The organism is Beutenbergia cavernae DSM 12333 (genome assembly GCF_000023105.1).
In the GTDB taxonomy this organism is placed as follows: Bacteria; Actinomycetota; Actinomycetes; order Actinomycetales; family Beutenbergiaceae; genus Beutenbergia; species Beutenbergia cavernae.
Window position 1 is genome coordinate 3,626,285 of record NC_012669.1, and the last position, 19,514, is coordinate 3,645,798.

The window sequence follows — 19,514 nt, forward strand, 5'->3', positions numbered from 1 at the left end:
CCTCAGTCGAGGCCGATGACGACCTTGAGCCCGGTGCGCTCGACCGCCTCGGCGAACGCGCGCGGCGCCTCGTCGAGCGGGATGCGCGCCGACACCAGCGAGCGGACGTCCACGATCCCCGTCTCGGCGAGGCGGATCGCGCGCGGGTACATCTCCTTCATCCGCCGCACGAGCAGGAACGTCAGGCCCTTGCGGCGGGCCGTCGACGCCGTGAACGTGGACGTGTCGTCGTCCGGGATCCCAGCGAGCACCACGCGGGCGCCGGGCTTCACGAGGCGCATCGACGTCTCGATCGCGTCGTTCGTGCCGGCGACCTCGAACGCCACGTCCACGCCGAGCTCTCCGGCCCCGAGCTCGGCGACGTCGATCGCGGCGGCCTCCTGGGGCGTGAGCGCGAGGTCGGCGCCGTACCGGAGGGCGGCCTCGCGGCGGTGCGCCAGCGGCTCGACGGCGATGACGCGGCCGCCCGCGAAGTGCCGGGCCAACTGCACGAGCAGCAGGCCGATCGGGCCGGTCCCGACGACGACGACGTCGGACGCCGCGCGCACGTGAGCGAGGTCCCAGGCGTGCAGGGCCACCCCGAGCGGCTCGAGCACCGCGCCGTCGGCGCCGGTCATGCCGTCCGGGAGCGGGAAGAGGCGGTCCGTCGGCCACGCGAGCAGCTCCTGCAGCCCGCCGTCCAGCGCACCGTGCCCGGAGAACCGCACCGTCGGGCAGAGGTTGACCTCGCCCTCCAGGCACATCTCGCACCGCCCGCACGGGATGGCGGGGTCGACGGCGACGAGCCGGCCCGCGTACGGCCCGTCCTGCGCGATCCCGGCCTGCTCGTGCCCGGGCACGATCGGCCGGGTCAGCCGCGCGTCGCCGATACCGCCTTCGCTGAACCAGTGCAGGTCGCTCCCGCACAGACCGACGTCGGTCATCCGGACCAGCGTGAAGCCCTCCGGGACCTCGGGGTCGGGACCTTCCTCGAGTCGCAGGTCCCCGACTCCGTGCAGAACGGCGCGGCGCATCGTCACATCCCTTGGGCGAGGCGGTAGTAGGCGGCGTTCCACCGTAGTTCCTTGCGCAGCTCGCGCAGCCGCGTGTCTCGGTCGATGAGCACGAGCTCGGTGCGGGCGATCTCGGCGAAGTCCTCCCACGCCTCGGCGCCGACCGCCGTGGTGAGCACGGTGTGGTGCGCCCCGCCGGCCGTCAGCCACGCCTGGGCCGACGTCGCGAAGTCCGGCTCCGGGACCCACACGGCCGAGGCCACGGGAAGGTTCGGCAGCGGGGCGTCCGGGCCGACGACGTCGACGACGTTCGCCACAAGACGAAAGCGCTCGCGCAGGTCGGCGAGCGAGACGACGATGCCCGGGCCGGGGTCGGTGTCGAACACGAGGCGCACCGGGTCCTCGCGCCCGCCGATGCCGAGCGGGTGGATCTCGACGCGCGGCTTCGCCGTCGTCAGCGACGGGCAGATCTCGAGCATGTGGGCGCCGAGGATCTTCTCCTCCCCCGGCGTCAGGTGGTACGTGTAGTCCTCCATGAGGGAGGCGCCGCCGGGCAGCCCGTGGCCCATGACCTTCGCGGCGCGCACGAGCACCGCCGTCTTCCAGTCGCCCTCGGCGCCGAAGCCGTAGCCGTCCGCCATGAGGCGCTGCACGGCGAGCCCCGGGAGCTGCCGCAGCCCGCCGAGGTCCTCGAAGTTCGTGGTGAACGCGCCGAACCCACCCTCCGCGAGGAACGTGCGCAGGCCGGCCTCGATGCGGGCGGCGTAGCGCAGGGACTCGTGCCGCTCGCCGCCGCGGCGCAGCTCGGGGGCGACGTCGTAGGCCAGCTCGTACTCGGCGGCGAGCGCGTTGACGATGCCCTCGGGTGCGGCGTCGACCCGCTCCACCAGGTCGTTCACGCCCCACGTGTTGACCTGGACGCCGAAGACCCGCTCCGCCTCCGTCTTGTCACCCTCGGTGACGGCGACGAACCGCATGTTGTCGCCGAACCGGGCGAGCTTGAGCCCGCGCACGTGCGCCCACGCCGTCGCCGCCCGCGCCCACGTGCCGACCTCGCTGCGCACCCGCGCGTCGGACGCGTGCCCGACCACCGTCTTGCGGGCCACGCCGAGCCGCGTCGCGACGTACGCGAACTCGCGGTCCCCGTGCGCGGCCTGGTTGAGGTTCATGAAGTCCATGTCGATGTCGGCCCACGGGAGGCCGACGTTCGCCTGCGTGTGCAGGTGCAGCAGCGGCGTCCGCAGCGCGTCCAGCCCGGTGATCCACATCTTCGCCGGGGAGAACGTGTGCATCCACGCGATGACGCCGACGCACGCCGGGTCCGCGTTCGCCTCGTCCGCGATGCGCCGGATCGCCTCGGTGTCCGTGAGCACCGGCTTGGCGACGATCCGCACCGGGATCTCGGCGGCGTCGTCGAGCGTCGCAATGATCGATCCCGACTGGGAGGCCACCTGCTCGAGCACCTCCGGCCCGTACAGGTGCTGGCTGCCGGTGAGGAACCAGATCTCACGACCGGCGAACGGGTCCTGGGCGGTCGGGTCGGTGGCGGGCACCGCGGGTGACGCTGTCATCGCTGTCCTTCGTGTTGGCCGTAGACGTTCTGGTAGCGCGCGTACAGGGAGTCGACGTCGCTCTGGTCGACGGGGTGCGGGTCGCCGAGCTGCCGCGCGATGTGCACGGTGCGCGCGACCTCCTCGCACATCACGGCGGCCTTGACGGCGGCCCGCGCGTCGGCGCCGATGGTGAACGGTCCGTGGTTCGCCATGAGGACGGCCGGGCTGCGGGAGGAGCGCAGCGTCTCGACGATCCCCCGGCCGATGGAGTCGTCGCCGATGAGCGCGAACGGGCCGATCGGGATCTCGCCGCCGAACTCGTCGGCCATCATCGTGAGCACGCACGGCACGGGCTCGCGACGCGCGGCCCAGGCCGTCGCGTACGTCGAGTGCGTGTGCACGACGCCGCCGACGTCGCGCATGTGGCGATACACGTACGCGTGGGCGGCGGTGTCGGACGACGGCGACCGGTCGCCGTCGAGCAGCTCGCCGTCCAGGTCGCACACGACCATCGCCTCCGGCGTGAGGTCGTCGTAGGAGACGCCGGACGGCTTGATGACGAGGAGGTCGCTGCCGCCGCTCGCGTCGGTCTCGTCGCGCACGCGCTCGGAGACGTTCCCGGCGGTCCACACCACGAGGCCGTAGCGCGGCAGCTCGGCGTGCAGGGCGGCGACGCGGACGCGGGCGGCGGCGACGACGTCGGCCAGGTGGGCGGGGACGCTCATCGAGCGGCCTCGACGGCTGCGTCCGCCGGCGCCGAGCCGCCCTGCGCCGAGGCGACCCGCGCCTCGTGCGCGTCCCGGCGGATCGCCTTGAGGCGGTGCATGACGTCGTTCTCGCCGCGGCCGAAGTAGTCGTGCAGTCGGCGGTACTCGGCGAACAGGACGTCGTAGCGGGCGGTGGCCTCGGCGTCGGGCAGGTAGGCGTCCCGCGTCCGCCCACCCATCGCTCCCCCGGCCGCCGCGACGTCCGGGTACGCCCCGGCCGCGACCGCCGCATGGATCGCCGAGCCGAGGGCCGGGCCCTGCTCGGACGTGATCGTCGAGAGCGGGAGTCCTGTCACGTCGGAGTACATCTGCATGAGGAACGCGTTCTTGAGCAGGCCACCGGCCACGACGAGCTCGGTCACCCCGACGCCCGCCTCCGCGAAGGCCTCGATGATGACGCGGGTGCCGAACGCCGTCGCCTCGAGGAGCGCCCGGTACGTCTCGTCCGGGCGGGTGGCGAGCGTCTGGCCGACGACGACGCCGGACAGGTTGCCGTCGACGAGGACCGAACGGTTGCCGGAGTGCCAGTCGAGCGCGACGAGCCCGTGCTCGCCGATCTCCTGGGCGGCGGCGCGCTCGGTGAGCACGTCGTGCACGGAGACGCCGCGGGCCGTCGCCTCCTCGGCGACCTCGGCCGGTACGTGCGTGGCGGTGTACCAGGCGAAGATGTCGCCGACGCCGCTCTGCCCGGCCTCGTACCCGAACAGGCCGTCCACGATGCCGCCGTCCACCACGCCGCACATGCCCTGCACGGCGTGCACCTGCGGCGCGTTCGTCATGTGGCACGTCGAGGTACCCATGATCATCGTCATGAGGCCGGGCTCGAGGGCGTCCGCGGCCGGGACCGTGACGTGGGCGTCGACGTTGCCGGCGGCGACGGCGATGCCCTCCGGCAGCCCTGTCCACGCGGCGGCCTCCGCCGTCAGGCCGCCCGCGCGGGCACCGAGCGGGATGATCTCGCCCGCGAGCTTGTCCGTGACGAAGCCCGGGAAGCCGGGGTTGAGCGCGGCGAGGAACTCCGGGTCCGGGTAGTGGCCGTCCTGGAGGATGCCCTTGTAGCCGGCCGTGCAGGCGTTCCGGTCCCGGCTGCCGGACAGCTGCCACACGATCCAGTCGGCCGCCTCGACGAAGTGCGTCATCTCGGCGTACAGCTCCGGGTCCTCCTCGAGCAGCTGCAGCCCCTTCGCGAACTGCCACTCGCTGGAGATCGCCCCGCCGTAGCGGGCGAGCCACGACTCGCCGCGCTCGCGGGCGAGGTCGTTGATGCGGTCGGCCTGCCCCTGCGCGGCGTGGTGCTTCCAGAGCTTGACGTAGGCGTGCGGCCGGTCGGGGTGCACGTCGCTCAGCGGGGTGCCGTCCGCGAGCGTCGGGACCATCGTGCAGGCCGTGAAGTCGGTGCCGATGCCGACGACGGCGCTCGGGTCGATCCCCGCGGCGCTGACGGCCGCGGGGACTGCCTGCTTGAGCACGTCGATGTAGTCGCCCGGCACCTGGAGCGCCCACTCCGGGGGCAGCGGCGTGCCGTCCGGCAGGGCGCGGTCGAGGACGGCGTGCGCGTACTCGTGGACGGCAGTGGCGAGCTCGGCGCCGTCGCGCACGCGGACGACGACGGCCCGGCCGGACAGGGTGCCGAAGTCGACCCCGACGACGTACGTCTCGTCGGGTGCCCGGCTCGGCGCCGGCGTGCCGGGCGACCGGTCCGAGGCGGCCGGCGTGGCGGGGTCGGGAGCCCTGTGCTCGGACGACGTCATCGTGGTCTCTCCTGGATCGACTGACTGGGGCGGCTCCGGCGCTCGCGGACACCGTGGTTCGCTGGCCGGCTGCTCACCCTATCGGATGTGAACGTTAACACTTCGCGAGCGGACGGCCCTCGGCGATCGGCCGTGTGGTTCGTCCCCCGGAGCCCGCTCGACCGTGCGGTTCGTCCCCCGAACCCGGCCGGACCGTGCGGTTCGTCCCCCGAACCCGGCCCCACAGGGGACGTTCCACACGGTCGACCCCCCACCACCCACCAGAACCGGCCCGACCGTGCGGCTCGTCCCCCGAACTCCGCCCACACGGGACGTTCCACACGGTCGACCCCCCACCACCCACCAGAACCGGCTCGACCGTGCGGTTCGTCCCCGAACCCGGCCCGACCGTGCGGTTCGTCCCCCGGACCCGGCACCACAGGGGACCTTCCACACGGTCGACCCCCCACCACCCACCGGAGCCGGGCCACGCCAGGCGACGCCCGGAGGGACTCAGCTCGAGGCAGACGGCGGCCCGGTGCTCGACCTGACCACCAGCTCGGGCGCGACGGGCTCGGGAGCGGCGGACGCCGTCGTCGACCCCGCGGCGATCGCCGCCAGCAGCACCTCGAGGCACACCTCGCCGAGTCGGGTGAAGTCCTGCCGCACGGTCGTGAGCGGCGGGAAGAAGTGGGCGGTCCCCTCGATGTCGTCGAAGCCGACGACGCTCACGTCGCCCGGCACCGCCACCCCGGCCTCGGCGAACGCGCGCAGGAGCCCCAGGGCGAGCTGGTCGTTCGCGGCGAAGATCGCGCCCGGGACGCCGTCGGCCACGAGCTGCCGCCCGGCGGTGTAGCCGACGTCGGCCGTCCAGTCGCCCTCCACGAGCTCGCCCTCGAGACCGGCCTCCGCGAGCGCGGACCGCCACCCGGCGAGACGCTCGCGCGCGTCGAACCAGTCGTCCGGGCCGGACACGTGGGCGACCGTGCGGTGCCCGAGCGACACGAGGTGCTCGACGGCGAGCCGCGCACCGCGCGCCTGGTCGACGCTCACCGTCGCGAACCGCTCGTCCGTCCCCACGCCCGCCGCGACGAGGATCACCGGGGCGCGCGAGTCGACAGCCCGGAGCGCCTCGACCGCCGTGGCGCGGGGTGCGATGACGACGACGCCCTCAACCGCCTGCTCGTCGAAGCTCGCGAGGACGGCCCCCATGGACTCCTGCGTCGGCGAGCGCACCACCGCGACGTTCACGGCGTAGCCGGCCGCCCGCGCCGCCTCCTCGACGGCGATGAGCGTGCTCATCGGCCCGTACTTCGCCGACCCGCTGGTCACGACGCCGAGCAGCCCGGAACGTCGCGTCACGAGCGCGCGCGCCAGCCGATTCGGGGTGTACGCGAGCTCCGCCATGGCGTCGAGCACCCGCTGCCGCGTCGCGGGCCGCACGCTCGGGTGGTCGTTGAGCACGCGTGAGACGGTCTGGTGGGAGACGCCGGCGAGCTTCGCGACGTCGGCCATGCCGGCCCGGCGGCGTCGTCCGGGCGGCGTGCTCACCGCGGGGGCCCGGGGTCGAGGTCGGCGGCGAGCTCGCCGGCCCGTCGGACGGCGGCCCGCACGGCCGCGGCGTAGGCGGCGCGCACGCCGCGGTCGTCGAGCTCGGCGAGGGCGGCGAGCGTCGTCCCTCCCGGCGAGGAGACCTGCTCGCGCAGGATGGCCGGGTGCTCCCCGCTGCTCACGGCGAGGGCCCCGGCGCCGGCGACGGTCTGCGCGGCGAGGCGCAGCGCCGTCGCCCGCGGGAGTCCCCCCGCGGTGCCGGCCTCCGCGAGCGCGTCGACGAGGTGGAAGACGTACGCGGGCCCGGAGCCCGAGACGGCGGCGACGACCGACTGCTGCGACTCCGGCACCCGCACCACGAGCCCGGTGCCGGCGAGCAGGCGCTCCAGGAGGGCGAGGTGCGCATCGGTCGCCGCCGCTCCCGCGCTGAGCGCGCTGACGCCCTGCCCGATCGTCGCCGGCGTGTTCGGCATGACGCGGACGACGGGCGTCCCGGCGGGCAGCCGCGCCTCGTAGAACGTCGTGGCGAGCCCGACGGCGAGGCTCGCGACGAGCGTCTCGCCGCCGATCGCCGGGCCGATCTCGTCGAGCAGGGCCGCCATGCCCTGGGGCTTGACGCCGAGGACGACGACGTCGGCGTCCGTCGCGGCCGCCCGGTTGTCGGTTCCGGCGGCGACGCCGAACCGGCTCGCGACGGCCTCGGCTGACGCGTCGCGCGACGTGGTGACGACGACGTCGTCGGCCCCGACGCCGTCGGTCGCCAGGATCGACGTCAGGACGGCACGACCCATGGTCCCGGCGCCGAGCAGTGCGATCCGCATGTCACATCCCGAACGCGTCGTAGAAGGCGACGACGGCGTCCGCGGGCCCGGTGACCTGGAACACGGCGGTGGCGTTCGACCAGGCCGCGACGGCGCCGTCGTCCTCGGTGGCCGAGATCACGACCTGTCCGGCCTCCTCACCGCCGACGAGCACCGGTTCCGCGCGGAGGCTCTCCCCCTCGACCGTGAGCGACTCGCGGGCGGCCGCCGCTCCCTCGGGCGTGGTGAGCTGGGCGGTGCGCAGCACGAGCTCGGTGCCGTCGCCGTCGGAGTAGGTCAGCGTCCACGCCTCGACCGCGCCGGCGTCGAGCAGCCCGGCGTCCTCCGCCTGCGCCGTCACCGCGTACTGCAGCAGCGTGCTGGGCAGGACGGCGAGGAACGCCGTGCCCGTGTCCCGTTCCGCGGGGGTGATCGCCGGGGTGGGCGTCGGCCCCGCCACCGTCTCGCCGGGGGTCGGCTCGGGGTCGGGCCGGGTCAGGAGGAGCACGAGGACCACGACGAGGGCGATCACGACGACCGCTCCGATCCCGACCACGATCCGCCGGCGGCGGATCACCTCGGGCGGGACGGGCGCCGTCGTCGCTCGCTGCGCGCCGTCGCCGTCGTCGGCGGTCTCGTTCGTGTCGTCCTGGCTCACCGTGTCTCCCCGCTGTCGTGGGCGGCAGCCTACCCACGGCGCACCCCGCGCCCGGCGCGAACCGCTGTGCGGCGTCGCCCTCGGTACGGTGGCCGGATGCCCGATCTGCTGACCCTGGTGAACGGCCTGCCGGGATCCGGCAAGACGACCCTCGCGACGGCGCTCGCCCCGGCGCTGAACGCGGCCCTGCTGTCGAAGGACACGGTCAAGGACGCCCTCGTCCCGGTGGTGCCCGCGGCTGCGGCGCCGTGGACCCTGGGGGCGGCGTCGATGGAGGCGATCTGGACGGTGGCCTCCGGGACCCCCGGCGACGTCGTCGTCGAGAGCTGGTTCTTCGCCTCGCGCGACAGCGGGCACGTCGCCGCCGGCCTCGCGCGTGTGCGGCCGACGGCGGTGGTCGAGGTGTGGTGCGACGTCCCCGCCGATCTCGCCGCGAGCCGCTTCCTCGCTCGGTCGCGGCCCGACTGGTACGCCGACCAGGAGCGGTTCGACGGCGACTGGGCCGACTGGGCGGACCGGGCCGAACCCCTCGACGTCGGTCCCGTCGTGCGGGTCGACACGTCTCGCGCGGTGGACGTGGCGCGGGTCGCCGACCTGGTCCGGCTCGCGGCCGTCCACAGCGCGGGCCTGTCCCGCTCGTGATGTCGGCGCCGGGCGTTAACGTCACGGCCATGACCACCACCCCGCGCACCGCGCGCACGCCGAAGGCCGAGTACCGGTGCGCGGAGTGCGGGTGGCAGACGGCGAAGTGGGTCGGCCGGTGCGGTGAGTGCCAGGCCTGGGGCACCGTCGAGGAGGCAGCCGGCGGAAGCGTCGCCGTCGGCCGGGGCACGGCCGCGCTCGCCCCGGCGTCCCCCGCCGTCCCGATCGACCAGGTCGACACCGACCTCGTGCGGCTGCAGCCGACCGGCGTCGGCGAGCTGGACCGCGTGCTCGGGGGTGGGCTCGTGCCCGGGGCTGTCGTGCTGCTCGCCGGCGAACCCGGCGTCGGCAAGTCGACGCTGCTGCTCGACGTCGCCGCCAAGGCCGCGACGAGCGGCACCGGTCGCCGCGTGCTGTACGTGACGGGCGAGGAGTCGGCCTCCCAGGTCCGGCTGCGCGCCGAACGCATCGGTGCCCTGCGGCCGCGCCTGTACCTCGCCGCCGAGTCCGACCTGGCCACCGTGCTCGGCCAGATCGAGGCGTGCGATCCGCAGCTGCTTGTGCTCGACTCGGTGCAGACGATCGCGTCGGCGGACGTCGACGGCGCCGCGGGCGGTGTCGCGCAGGTGCGGGCCGTCGCGGCCGCGATCATCGCCGTCGCCAAGCGCAAGCACCTCCCGGTGCTGCTCGTCGGGCACGTGACGAAGGACGGCGGGATCGCCGGGCCGCGCGTGCTCGAGCACCTCGTCGACGTCGTCTGCCAGTTCGAGGGCGACAGGCACTCCCGGCTCCGCATGGTCCGCGCCGTCAAGAACAGGTACGGCCCGACCGACGAGGTGGGGTGCTTCGACCTGACGGACAGCGGCATCGAGGGTCTGCCGGATCCCAGCGGTCTCTTCCTGTCCGGCAGCGGCCTCGTCCAGCCAGGCACCTGTGCCACCGTCACGCTCGACGGCCGCCGACCCATGCCGATCGAGATCCAGGCTCTGGTCACGCCGGGCACGGAGAAGCACCCGCGCCGGGCGACGTCCGGCGTCGAGTCCTCCCGTGTCAACATGACCCTCGCGGTGCTCCAGGCCCTTCTCGACGTCCGGCTCGGGGGCTGCGACGTGTTCGTGTCGACGATCGGCGGAGCCCGCGCCGTCGAGCCCGCTGCCGACATCGCCGTCGCCCTCGCCGTCGCGAGCGCGGAGACCGGTCGCGTGATCCGAGCCGGCCTCGTCGCGATCGGCGAGGTCAGCCTCGCCGGTGAGCTGCGCCCGACGGTCGGGATCGACCGGAGGCTGGCGGAGGCCGCGCGCCTCGGCTTCACCTCGGCGGTGGTCCCGGCGCGCACCGCCCGTGAGGCGCGGGCTCCGGAAGGGCTGCGCCTCCTCCCCGCGGCGAGCCTCGCCGAGGCCGCTCAGCACGCTCTGGCGGGGCTGTCGCTCGCGTAGAGTGCGCGACATGTCCGAGCTCGTCGCCGATCCCACCGGCCGCGCCGTCCTGCGCGCTGTCGCGCCCGGCACGGAGCTGCGCGACGGCCTCGAGCGCATCCTGCGCGGCCGCACCGGCGCGCTCATCGTGCTCGGGTACGACGAGGTCGTCGAGGAGATGTGCTCCGGCGGCTTCGTGCTCGACGTCGCGTTCTCGGCCACGCGGTTGCGAGAGCTGGCGAAGATGGACGGGGCGATCGTGCTGGACCGCGGCGCGACGCGGGTGCTGCGCGCCGCCGTCCAGCTGCTGCCCGACGCAGCGATCGAGACCGGCGAGTCCGGCACCCGGCACCGCACCGCGGAGCGCGCCGCGAAGCAGACCGGCTTCCCCGTGATCTCCGTCAGCCAGTCGATGCGGATCGTCGCCATCTACTCCGACGGCCGGCGCTGGGTCCTCGAGGACTCCGACGCGATCCTGTCCCGCGCCAACCAGGCGCTCGCGACGCTCGAGCGGTACAAATCCCGGCTCGACGAGGTGTCGGGCACGCTCTCGGCCCTCGAGATCGAGGACCTCGTCACGGTGCGTGACGTGGCGTCGGTCGTGCAGCGCCTCGAGATGGTCCGCCGGATCTCCGTGGAGATCGCCGGGTACGTCGACGAGCTGGGCACCGACGGTCGCCTGCTCTCCCTGCAGCTCGACGAGCTCATCGGCAACGTCGGCCCGGAACGCGAGCTCGTCGTCAGCGACTACGTCGACGCCCGCCGGGCCGCCGCCCTCGACGACGTCCTCGCCGGCCTCGCCCGGCTCGACTCCACCGACCTCATCGACCTCGTCAAGATCGCGCAGGTGCGCGGCCTCGGCGGGCCGGGCGGCGATGCGCTCGACTCCGCCGTCGGGCCGCGCGGCCACCGGATGCTCTCGAAGATCCCCCGGCTCCCCTCGCCGGTCATCGGCGCGATGGTGGACCACTTCGGCACCCTGCAGAAGATGCTCTCGGCGAGCGTCGAGGATCTCCAGCTGGTCGACGGCGTCGGCGCGCTGCGTGCCCGGTCCGTCCGGGAGGGTCTGTCGCGGCTCGCCGAGTCGTCCCTGCTCGAGCGGTTCGTCTGAGCGAGCCGCCCCCCGCTCGGCCCGGCTCACTCCAGCGTGAGCGCCCGTTCCGCGGTGAGCTCCGCGCCGTCCCGCGTCGCCGTCGCGACCACGCGGTAGGCGCCGGCCTCGGCGACCGGGGCGTCGTCCGGGCATCCCTCGGCGGAGCGCCGCCCGGACCACGGCACCGCCTGGTCGTCGGTGCTGTCCGGACCGAGCAGGAGGTCGCGGCTCGTGGGCGTGAACGGGCACTGCGCCGTGGACCAGACGAGGTCCTCGCCCGAGAACACCTCGACCACGAGGTGCTCCGAGCCGAGGTCCACGAGGCAGGTCGCATCGGCGGTCGTCCGGACGCTCACGCGCACGTCGACGCGCCCGCCCGCAGTCGCCGACGCCGGGGCCTCGATCTCGAGCTGGGCCTGCTGCGACGTGCAGGACGTCGGCAGCGGCGGCGTGGCCTGGTTCGTCGGGGTGGGCGACGGCGTCGGGCTGGGCGTCGTGCTCGGCGACGGATCCGGCGTCGCCGAGCCCGTGGCGCCCGGGCCGGCGTCGTCGTCACCGCTCAGCGCCGTCACGAGGCGGACGGCACCGAACGCGACGAGCGCCACGACGAGCGCGGCGAGCACCAGCACGAGCAGCCGCCGGCGGCGGTACACGGCCGACGACGGACGCCGGCCCGCGGCAGGACGTTTCCCGCCCGACGGCGCGGAACTGCGGCGGGCAGCCGACGTCCCCCCGGACGACGTCCTACCCGGCTTCCCAGCGCCCGACGTCCCGGACGACGTCCCACCCGGCTTCCCGCCGGGCGGCCGACCGCTGCCGGGCTTCCGGCCCGAGGACCCGCGCCCGGCGCCGCCGCCCCCACGGCCGGGAGGGGCGGAGCGCGTCACTGTGCGACCGTAGTACAGACTGACGGCGATGGATCCGACCACCCGCGCGGGTGCCAGCACCAGCGCTCTGCACGCGCGGCTGACCGCGTGGTACGCGGCGCACCGGCGCGACCTGCCCTGGCGCGGCGACGGGACCGACGCCTGGGGCGTCCTCGTGAGCGAGGTCATGCTCCAGCAGACCCCCGTGTCGCGGGTCGACCCCGTCTGGCGGGCCTGGATGGAGCGCTGGCCCACGCCGTCGGACCTCGCCGCGGCGAGCCCCGCGGACGTGCTCGTGGCCTGGGACCGCCTCGGCTACCCGCGGCGCGCGCTGCGGCTGCGCGAGTGCGCGACGGCGATCCGGGACACCTGCGGCGGCATCGTGCCCGACGACGAGACGGCCCTCCTCGCGCTGCCCGGCATCGGCCCGTACACGGCAGCGGCGGTGCGGGCGTTCGCGTACGGGCGCCGCGCCGTCGTCCTCGACACGAACGTCCGTCGGGTCCTCGCGCGTGCGCTCGGTGGCGAGGCGCTCCCGGCGCCGTCCCTCACCCGGGCCGAGCAGGACCGCGCAGCGGCGCACCTGCCGCTCGACGACGCGGGGAGCGCGCTGTGGAACGTCGCCCTCATGGAGCTCGGGGCACTCGTGTGCACAGCGCGCTCCCCGCGGTGCGACGTCTGTCCGCTGCGTGAGCTCTGCGCCTGGCGAGCCGCAGGGCACCCGCCGGACGTCCACGCGCACCGGCGCCGGACCCAGGCCTGGCACGGCACCGACCGCCAGGCGCGCGGCGCACTCATGGCCGTCCTGCGCGAGCGGCGGGACGTCGCGCCGGAGACGCTGGCGGACGCGTGGCCACCGCCCGAGCAGCGTCGTCGGGCGCTCGCGTCGCTCGTCGCCGACGGCCTGGTCGTCGCGGTGACCGACGACGACGGCGCCGCCCTCAGCTACGCGTTGCCCTGAGCGGGTGGCACCCGGTGCTCAGGCTGAGGATCGTGTTCGCCGCCATCCCGAAGACGATCTGCCCGCCCCACGCGTCGTGGGCGACGATCTCGACGTCGCGCGGCCGGTTCGCCGTCGCCTCGACGCGATCGAAGCCGTGCGCGGCGGCGGCGGCCGTGACCACGTCCACGGCGAGCGGCCACTGCGCGTCCGGATAGGTCCCGGGGTACGACCACCGGCCGAGCTGCGCGCGCTCCCCGCCGGGGTCCTCACCGGCTCCGCAGCCCGAGCGGACCAGTGATCCCCCGGTCGCCGACGGTGCCCACGGAGCCGGTCCGAGCTCCGTCTCCAGTGCCGCGAGGATCTCCCCGCGCATCCGGGCGTACGCGTCGATGACGTCCTCCAGGCAGGGTCGGGCCGGCGTCGTCATGCGGTCCTCCGTCTCTCAGTAGGTGCCGGGAACGGGCCAGCTGAGCACGTCCCCGGCGCCGCGCCCGTCGTCGTACACGAGCCGGTCGCCCGCGCCGCCGACGACGGCGGCGAGGTTGTGCTGACTCGTGGACGACGCGTCGAGGTAGCCGCTGTGGCCGGTCGACTCGCTGTACAGCGTGCACCCGTCGTCGCCGGTGAGCGCTGCCTCCTCGGCCGACAGCCCTCTCACGCCCTCCAGGTGCGACGGGTCGATCCCGAACCGGCCGAGGTCCGCGACCGGGTCGCCCTTGGCCTCCACCCGGTACAGGTTCCCCTCCGGCACGGCGAGGTAGCCCGCGTCGCTCGTGCCGAGGCCCGGCGAGCCGAAGACGGCGGCGTCGTCGACGCCCGTGGGCTCGGCCAGCGCATACCCCGTGGTCGTCGACCCGTAGGAGTGCCCGAGCGCCGTGAGGTGCGGGTCGTGCTCCCGGGACGCGTTGATGCCGCGCAGGAACTCCGCGAGGTCGGCGCCGCCGCGCTGCGCGAGCTGCGCGCTCGCGACGCTCGTCCGCTCGTCGCCCAACACGTCGAGCACGCTGCCGTCGAGCTGAGGCGCGCGGTAGGCGAGCCACGCGACCGTGGCCACCGTGCCGCCGGTGCCGTACCGCTCCGCCTCGTCCGCGGCACGCTGCGCGAGCGCCGCCATGTCGGCGTCGTACCCACGCAGGCTCGCCCCCACGGTGGTGTCGAGCCCGGGGGTGAAGACGGCGACGTGGTCCGCGGCGTCGACGTCCCCGACGGCGACGGCGGCGAGCAGCTGGTCGCCGTCGTGCGGATCGAGCACCAGCAGCTGCCGCCCACCCCGCGCGAGCGTCGCCTCGACGGCGTCGAGCCCCGCGAGCTTGCCCTCGACCTCGGCGAGCCGGTCGTCGGCGTCGGTGAACAGAGAGCCGAACACGTTGTCGGCGAGGTCCTCCCGGAGCCGCGCCGCCTCTGCCTCGAGCTCGGCCCGGTAGTCGTCGATGAGCGACCGGTTCGCCTCGTCCCGGACGCCGCCCGGGATGCCGTCGAGGTTGCCCACCCACTCGGGGTGCTCGGCGAGCACGCGCGTCCGCTCCCCGTCGGTCAACCCGGCCCACCACCCGGCCGCGTCGCCCGGGCGCGCCTCCTCGGGCGGCGCCAGCAGATCGCGCCGACCCGCGTCCGCTCCGTCCTGCGCGGACGCCGCCAGGTCCGGGCCGCCGTCCAACGCCCCGCGGGCGGCCCTGTCGAGCAGGCCGGCCAGCTCCGCGTCGGCGTGCGCGGCCGTGCGCAGCGCCTGCTCGATCCGGTCCTCGATCTCGGCGGCCAGGATCGACCGCTCGCCCGCCGCCCCGGCGTCGGAGACGGACTCGGGATCGACGACGGCGCCGGTCGAGACGTCGACGTCGTAGCCCTGGCCGCGTGCGAGGCCGAGCACCTCGTCCAGGTCCGCACGCGCCGCGCCGAGGGACTCCGCGGCGTCGTCGAGCGCCGTCACGACGGCGGCCACCTCCGCGACGACGTCGCCCAGCCCGTCCAGGAGTCGTCCGTGGGTCCGCCGGGCCGCTCCGGCCGCCGGGCCCCCCCACCCGGGCGGCGGCGCGCCGTCGTCCATCTCGTCCTGCAGCGCGAGGAGGGTCTGCCGCCGGCCGGCGAGCGCGTCCGCGGCTCCGCCGAGCGCCGTCGGGTCCCAGGACAGCAGGCGCTCGAGGGTCACCGTCACGACGGCGACCCCGCGAGCGCGGACCCGGTGCCGACGTCGCTCGCCTCGTAGGCGTCGGCGGCGCCGGTGAGGGACGCCGCGTGCTCGTCGGCGTCCTCCGCCCAGGCGCGGAACCTCGCGTCCCACGCCTGGCCGAGCCGCCGGGCGGCGGACGAGGCGAGACCGTCAGCGATCGCCGCGGGAACCCCCGACAGGTCGGCGGCGGCGTCGCACGCGCCGACCGCCGAGGCAGCCTCGCCGAGACGCGCCGCGGCTGACCGCAGGGCAGGTGGGTCGACGTCGAACCCCGCCACGTGACGCTCCTTCTCCCGGCAGTCCCCGGCCGCATGCCGGGCCCACGCTAGCCACGGCCGCCGCGGCGGGCGAGCCCCGGCGGGCCACGGACGATGGGGAGAACTCCCCGGCGCAACTACGCTGCGGAGCGTGTCCGACGAACGTGCCATCCCCCCGGACGTCGCCCTCGCCAGATCCGTGCGGGCGGCGACCCAGGCGCTCGGGGTGCTCGCCGCGACCACGCTCGTGCTCGGGCTCGTCGGCGCCGGCGCGCTCCGGATGGCGGGGGTCGAGGCGTCCGCGTCGGACCCGGCGGGCGCCACCCTCCTGCCCGGCGTGACGATGCTGGGTCTCGGGCAGCTCACCGCCCTCGTCGGCGCGGGACTCGCCGGCTGGGTGCTCCTGTACCTCCTGCGCGACCGGGTGACCGACCCGACGCGCGCCGTGCGCGGGCTGTCCCGGGCCCTCGGGATCTGTGCGTGGGTGTGCGTGGCGGCCTGCGTCGTCGGCATCGCCGCCTGGGCGATCGTCCGGCCCGGCGCGATCCTCCCGGCGGTGCTCGGCTCGCTCGTCAGCGTGCAGGTCGCCGTCGTCATCGGTGTGCTCCGCACCCGCGTGCTGCCGCAAGCGACGGCGGCCGCCTGACCCGAGCGGCTCAGGCGAGGGTGAGCAGCATCCGCGTGTTGCCGAGCGTGTTCTGCTTCACGTGGGCGAGGTCGAGGAACTCAGCGACGCCGTCGTCGTGCGAGCGGACGAGCTCGGCGAAGACCTCCGGCTCGACCGGAGCGCCCTCGATGGCCTCGAACCCGTGCCGGGTGAAGAACTCCACCTCGAACGTCAGGCAGAAGACCCGGCTCAGGCCGAGCGCGCGGGCGCGCGCCAGCAGCTCCATCAGCAGCAGGTGACCGATCCCCCGGCTGCGGAAGCCGCCGTCGACGGCGAGAGTGCGCACCTCACCGAGGTCGCTCCACATGACGTGCAGCGCGCCGCACCCGACGACCCGGCGGCCACCGGCGCCGTCGTCGACCTCGGCGACCACGAACTCCTGGATCGCCTCGTAGTACCCGATCATCTCCTTCGCGAGGAGGATGCGAGCCTGGGCGTACGGGATGACGAGGTCGCGGATGGCTCGCGCGTCGCGGGGCAGAGCCGGGCGGATCGTCACGGCGCCGCCGGGCGTGCGGCTCGGCGGGGCCTCGGTTTCGCTCACGCCGGGGATTCTCCCAGGGGCAGGGCGCTGCGGCGCAGCAGTGCCCGCGCCGTGGACTCGTCCACCACCAGGTCGGTCGCCGCTCCGGCGCGCAGCGCCGCGAGGAGCGGCACCACCTTGCTGTCGCCGGCGACGACGCACACGCGCCGCGGGATCCGCCGCAGCTCACGGGGCGTCGGGCCGGTCGCCCTGGCGTTGATCGCGATGTCCTCCCACGAGCCGTCCTCCCGCAGGAAGACCGTGCACACGTCGCCGACCACCCGGTCGCCGGCAAGGGCGCGGCGGTCGGCGTCGTCCAGGTATCCCGAGCTGTACACGTGCGACGGCACGGTCCCCGCGAGCGCGCCGACCCCGAACAGGGCGACGTCCGCCTGCGCCTGGACCTGGAGCACGTGGCGCACGCTGCGCTCGCGCCACATCATCTCCTTCGTCGCCGCGTAGTCGAAGAACGCCGGCACCGGGAAGTGGTGGATCGTCGCGTCGAACGCGCGCGCGATCGAGGACACGAGGTCGTTGGCGTAGGCGAGCCCGCTCGAGTGCGTGTTCGCCGCACCGTTCAGCTGGACCACCGTGGCGTCGTGGATCGGCGTCGGGACGAGCTGCCGGCTCACCGCAGCGACGGTGGTCCCCCACGCGACCCCGAGCGTCATCCCGGACGCGAACCACTCCGCGAGCAGGCGCGCACTCACCCGGGCCACCTCGTCCAGGCGTGCGGCCTGGGACGCAGACGCCCGGATCGGGACGACGTGCGCCCGCACCCCGAACGTGCGGCGCAGGCGTGCCGCGGTGCCCGTCCCCGACGACGGCGAGCGCAGCGAGATCCGCACCAGTCCCTGCGCTCGGGCGGACTTGATGAGCCGGCTCACGGTGGACCGCGAGACCCCGAGCCGGCGCGCGATGCCCTCCATCGTCTGGTCCTGGAGGTAGTACATCGACGCCACCTCGTGCATGAGCTCGTCACGGGCGTCCATCCGACCTCCTTGTGTGATGCACGTTCGTGCAGTCCGGTTGCGCACAGTTGCGGGCCCGAGAAGCATACGAACGTCCGGGCGTGACCCGGTTCATCCCAGGGGAAGGACACCGGTGACCGCATCGACCGTGACGGGGCAGACCCGTCTCGAGGCACTCGCCAGGATGAGCAGCGACGAGCCCCTCGACGTGCTGGTCATCGGAGGCGGGGTGACCGGTGCGGGCATCGCGCTGGACGCCGTGACCCGTGGGCTGCGGACCGGGATCGTCGAGGCCCAGGACTGGGCCAGCGGCACGTCGAGCCGGTCGAGCAAGCTCGTCCACGGTGGCCTGCGCTACCTGCAGATGCTCGACTTCCACCTCGTCCACGAGGCCCTGACGGAGCGCGACCTGCTCATCACGCAGCTCGCGCCGCACCTCGTCAAGCCCGTGTCGTTCCTGTACCCGCTCGAGCACCGCGTGTGGGAGCGCGCCTACGTGGGCGCCGGCGTCGCCCTCTACGACACGCTCGCCTCGATCAACGGACGCCGGCGCGCGCTCCCCCTGCACCGGCACGTGACCCGGTCCGGCATGGAGCGGCTGTTCCCCGACCTGCGCCACGACGCCGCGATCGGCGCCGTCCGGTACTGGGACGCCTCGGTCGACGACGCCCGGCTGGTCATCACGCTCATCCGCACAGCGGCGTCGTACGGCGCTCTCGCGGCGAGCCGCACCCAAGTCGTCTCGCTCACCAAGTCCGGCATCGGCCGCGTCGACGGCGCCATCGTCGCCGACCTGGAGACCGGCGAGCAGCACACGATCCGCGCGACCCACGTCGTCAACGCGACGGGCGTGTGGACGGAGAAGACCGAGGCGCTCGCCGGCACGGAGGGCGGGCTGCGCGTCCTGGCGTCCAAGGGCATCCACATCGTCGTCCCGCGCGAGCGGATCAAGGGCGAGGTCGGACTCATCCTCCAGACCGAGAAGAGCGTCCTGTTCGTGATCCCGTGGTCGCGCTACTGGGTGATCGGGACGACCGACACCCCCTGGGACCTGGACCCGACCCACCCGGTCGCGACCGCAGCGGACATCGACTACGTGCTCGACCACGCGAACGCCGTCCTCGCGGACCCGCTCACGCGCGACGACATCATCGGCACGTGGGCCGGCCTGCGCCCGCTGCTGCAGCCCGGCACCAAGGAGGGGACGTCGTCGGCGAAGGTCTCCCGGGAGCACACGGTGGCCTCGCCCGCGCCCGGGCTGACGGCGATCGCCGGCGGCAAGCTCACGACGTACCGCGTGATGGCGAAGGACGCCGTCGACTTCGCGCTCGGGGAACGGGCTCGCCACCTGCCCTCGATCACGGAGCGGATCCCGCTGATCGGGGCCGTCGGCCTGCAGGCGATGCGACGGCGGTCGCGCGCTCTCGCGAACGAGCACGGCTGGACCAAGGAGATGGTCGCCCATCTCCTGCACCGGTACGGCTCCGGGATCAGCGATCTGCTCGAGTCGATCGCCGACCAGCCCGATCTCGCCCGCCCGCTCGAGCACGCCCCGGCGTACCTGCGCGCCGAGATCGCGTTCGCGGCGACCCACGAGCAGGTGCTGCACCTCGAGGACGTCCTCCTGCACCGCACGCGCCTCAACTACGAGGTCGCCGACCGCGGGCGTGCGGCGCTGCCCGAGATCGCCGAGGTCATCTCGCCGATCCTCGGGTGGGACGACGAACGCCGCGCCGCAGAGATCGCCGCCTACACCGCCCGCGCGGACGCCGAGGACGCCGCCGAGAAGACCTGGTCCGACGCCGACGGGGAGCGCGTCCGGCTCGGCGCAGGCGACGTGGCCCCGATGATCTCTCTCGACGCGCCTTCGACCACGAGGTGATGCCCCACGGCATGATGCGTTCCGTCGGGGTCGCGCC

General features: G+C 74.7%; 19 protein-coding genes. 6 read left to right on the forward strand and 13 right to left on the reverse strand.

What is annotated here, in order from left to right:
* Positions 1-2 precede the first annotated feature (2 nt).
* From BCAV_RS16475 to BCAV_RS21750, 7 genes are all read right to left on the reverse strand, one after another.
* Positions 3-1,013 carry a zinc-dependent alcohol dehydrogenase gene (locus BCAV_RS16475; RefSeq protein WP_015883751.1) on the reverse strand — a complete coding sequence of 337 codons (1,011 nt, stop codon included), beginning with the start codon at positions 1,011-1,013 and terminating at the stop codon, positions 3-5.
* Positions 1,014-1,015: 2 nt separating this feature from the next.
* Positions 1,016-2,563 carry an L-arabinose isomerase gene (araA, locus tag BCAV_RS16480; protein ID WP_015883752.1) on the reverse strand — a complete coding sequence of 516 codons (1,548 nt, stop codon included), beginning with the start codon at positions 2,561-2,563 and terminating at the stop codon, positions 1,016-1,018.
* Positions 2,560-3,270 carry an L-ribulose-5-phosphate 4-epimerase gene (locus tag BCAV_RS16485; RefSeq protein ID WP_015883753.1) on the reverse strand — a complete coding sequence of 237 codons (711 nt, stop codon included), beginning with the start codon at positions 3,268-3,270 and terminating at the stop codon, positions 2,560-2,562. The genes araA and BCAV_RS16485 overlap by 4 nt, the downstream gene beginning before the upstream one ends.
* On the reverse strand, positions 3,267-5,063 hold the full coding sequence (locus BCAV_RS16490) for a ribulokinase (protein WP_015883754.1): 1,797 nt from the start codon (positions 5,061-5,063) through the stop codon (positions 3,267-3,269). Before BCAV_RS16490 ends, BCAV_RS16485 begins: the two co-directional genes overlap by 4 nt.
* 492 nt (positions 5,064-5,555) lie before the next feature.
* Positions 5,556-6,557, reverse strand: a complete 1,002-nt coding sequence (locus BCAV_RS16495) for a LacI family DNA-binding transcriptional regulator (RefSeq protein WP_015883755.1) — start codon at positions 6,555-6,557, stop codon at positions 5,556-5,558.
* A gap of 32 nt (positions 6,558-6,589) precedes the next feature.
* Positions 6,590-7,414 (reverse strand): pyrroline-5-carboxylate reductase, encoded by an 825-nt coding sequence (proC, locus tag BCAV_RS16500; RefSeq protein WP_015883756.1) that lies wholly within the window; start codon positions 7,412-7,414, stop codon positions 6,590-6,592.
* A 1-nt stretch (position 7,415) separates the two neighbouring features.
* A complete protein-coding gene (locus BCAV_RS21750; RefSeq protein WP_015883757.1) occupies positions 7,416-8,051 on the reverse strand; it encodes a hypothetical protein in 636 nt (211 codons plus the stop codon).
* Between the two features lie 96 nt (positions 8,052-8,147).
* Between BCAV_RS21750 and BCAV_RS16510 the strand changes: the two genes are divergently transcribed.
* From BCAV_RS16510 to disA, 3 genes are read left to right on the forward strand one after another with little or no spacing between them, the layout of a single operon-like run.
* Positions 8,148-8,693 (forward strand): AAA family ATPase, encoded by a 546-nt coding sequence (locus BCAV_RS16510; protein ID WP_015883758.1) that lies wholly within the window; start codon positions 8,148-8,150, stop codon positions 8,691-8,693.
* 29 nt (positions 8,694-8,722) lie between these two features.
* Positions 8,723-10,129, forward strand: coding sequence for a DNA repair protein RadA (gene radA, locus BCAV_RS16515; RefSeq protein ID WP_144016805.1), 1,407 nt, complete (start codon positions 8,723-8,725; stop codon positions 10,127-10,129).
* A gap of 10 nt (positions 10,130-10,139) precedes the next feature.
* Positions 10,140-11,219: a DNA integrity scanning diadenylate cyclase DisA gene (gene disA / locus BCAV_RS16520; RefSeq protein WP_015883760.1), complete on the forward strand. Its 1,080-nt coding sequence runs from the start codon at positions 10,140-10,142 to the stop codon at positions 11,217-11,219.
* Positions 11,220-11,245: 26 nt separating this feature from the next.
* On the opposite strand, the gene BCAV_RS23020 is transcribed toward disA, so the two are convergent.
* Positions 11,246-12,088 carry a hypothetical protein gene (locus BCAV_RS23020; RefSeq protein WP_187292823.1) on the reverse strand — a complete coding sequence of 281 codons (843 nt, stop codon included), beginning with the start codon at positions 12,086-12,088 and terminating at the stop codon, positions 11,246-11,248.
* Positions 12,089-12,116: 28 nt separating this feature from the next.
* Between BCAV_RS23020 and BCAV_RS16530 the strand changes: the two genes are divergently transcribed.
* Complete coding sequence (locus BCAV_RS16530) at positions 12,117-13,028, forward strand: HhH-GPD family protein (protein ID WP_015883762.1); 912 nt, start codon at positions 12,117-12,119, stop codon at positions 13,026-13,028.
* Here BCAV_RS16530 and BCAV_RS16535 read toward each other — a convergent pair.
* From BCAV_RS16535 to BCAV_RS16545, 3 genes are read right to left on the reverse strand one after another with little or no spacing between them, the layout of a single operon-like run.
* Positions 13,009-13,437, reverse strand: a complete 429-nt coding sequence (locus tag BCAV_RS16535; protein WP_015883763.1) for an LppA family lipoprotein — start codon at positions 13,435-13,437, stop codon at positions 13,009-13,011. The genes BCAV_RS16530 and BCAV_RS16535 overlap by 20 nt on opposite strands.
* Positions 13,438-13,452: 15 nt before the next feature.
* On the reverse strand, positions 13,453-15,162 hold the full coding sequence (locus BCAV_RS16540; RefSeq protein ID WP_015883764.1) for an alpha/beta hydrolase: 1,710 nt from the start codon (positions 15,160-15,162) through the stop codon (positions 13,453-13,455).
* Entirely contained in the window at positions 15,159-15,455 is a 297-nt protein-coding gene (locus tag BCAV_RS16545; protein WP_015883765.1) for a type VII secretion target, read from the reverse strand. The genes BCAV_RS16540 and BCAV_RS16545 overlap by 4 nt, the downstream gene beginning before the upstream one ends.
* Before the next feature lie 130 nt (positions 15,456-15,585).
* Between BCAV_RS16545 and BCAV_RS16550 the strand changes: the two genes are divergently transcribed.
* On the forward strand, positions 15,586-16,080 hold the full coding sequence (locus BCAV_RS16550; protein ID WP_015883766.1) for a hypothetical protein: 495 nt from the start codon (positions 15,586-15,588) through the stop codon (positions 16,078-16,080).
* 10 nt (positions 16,081-16,090) lie between these two features.
* Here the strand turns inward: BCAV_RS16550 and BCAV_RS16555 are convergent, their stop codons facing one another.
* Together BCAV_RS16555 and BCAV_RS16560 are read right to left on the reverse strand one after the other, a co-directional pair.
* Positions 16,091-16,645 carry an amino-acid N-acetyltransferase gene (locus BCAV_RS16555; RefSeq protein ID WP_015883767.1) on the reverse strand — a complete coding sequence of 185 codons (555 nt, stop codon included), beginning with the start codon at positions 16,643-16,645 and terminating at the stop codon, positions 16,091-16,093.
* Positions 16,642-17,616: a sugar-binding transcriptional regulator gene (locus BCAV_RS16560; RefSeq protein ID WP_015883768.1), complete on the reverse strand. Its 975-nt coding sequence runs from the start codon at positions 17,614-17,616 to the stop codon at positions 16,642-16,644. Before BCAV_RS16560 ends, BCAV_RS16555 begins: the two co-directional genes overlap by 4 nt.
* A gap of 112 nt (positions 17,617-17,728) precedes the next feature.
* Between BCAV_RS16560 and BCAV_RS16565 the strand changes: the two genes are divergently transcribed.
* Positions 17,729-19,477 carry a glycerol-3-phosphate dehydrogenase/oxidase gene (locus tag BCAV_RS16565; protein ID WP_015883769.1) on the forward strand — a complete coding sequence of 583 codons (1,749 nt, stop codon included), beginning with the start codon at positions 17,729-17,731 and terminating at the stop codon, positions 19,475-19,477.
* Positions 19,478-19,514: the final 37 nt, after the last annotated feature.

Bases quoted from the DNA above. Each gene is read 5' to 3' on its own strand.
- BCAV_RS16530 (WP_015883762.1), top strand. From the start codon at position 12,117: ATGGATCCGACCACCCGCGCGGGTGCCAGCACCAGCGCTCTGCACGCG.
- disA (WP_015883760.1), top strand. From the start codon at position 10,140: ATGTCCGAGCTCGTCGCCGATCCCACCGGCCGCGCCGTCCTGCGCGCT.
- BCAV_RS16560 (WP_015883768.1), bottom strand. From the start codon at position 17,616: ATGGACGCCCGTGACGAGCTCATGCACGAGGTGGCGTCGATGTACTAC.
- BCAV_RS16495 (WP_015883755.1), bottom strand. From the start codon at position 6,557: ATGGCCGACGTCGCGAAGCTCGCCGGCGTCTCCCACCAGACCGTCTCA.
- BCAV_RS16535 (WP_015883763.1), bottom strand. From the start codon at position 13,437: ATGACGACGCCGGCCCGACCCTGCCTGGAGGACGTCATCGACGCGTAC.
- proC (WP_015883756.1), bottom strand. From the start codon at position 7,414: ATGCGGATCGCACTGCTCGGCGCCGGGACCATGGGTCGTGCCGTCCTG.
- BCAV_RS16490 (WP_015883754.1), bottom strand. From the start codon at position 5,063: ATGACGTCGTCCGAGCACAGGGCTCCCGACCCCGCCACGCCGGCCGCC.
- radA (WP_144016805.1), top strand. From the start codon at position 8,723: ATGACCACCACCCCGCGCACCGCGCGCACGCCGAAGGCCGAGTACCGG.
- BCAV_RS16510 (WP_015883758.1), top strand. From the start codon at position 8,148: ATGCCCGATCTGCTGACCCTGGTGAACGGCCTGCCGGGATCCGGCAAG.
- araA (WP_015883752.1), bottom strand. From the start codon at position 2,563: ATGACAGCGTCACCCGCGGTGCCCGCCACCGACCCGACCGCCCAGGAC.
- BCAV_RS16475 (WP_015883751.1), bottom strand. From the start codon at position 1,013: ATGCGCCGCGCCGTTCTGCACGGAGTCGGGGACCTGCGACTCGAGGAA.
- BCAV_RS16485 (WP_015883753.1), bottom strand. From the start codon at position 3,270: ATGAGCGTCCCCGCCCACCTGGCCGACGTCGTCGCCGCCGCCCGCGTC.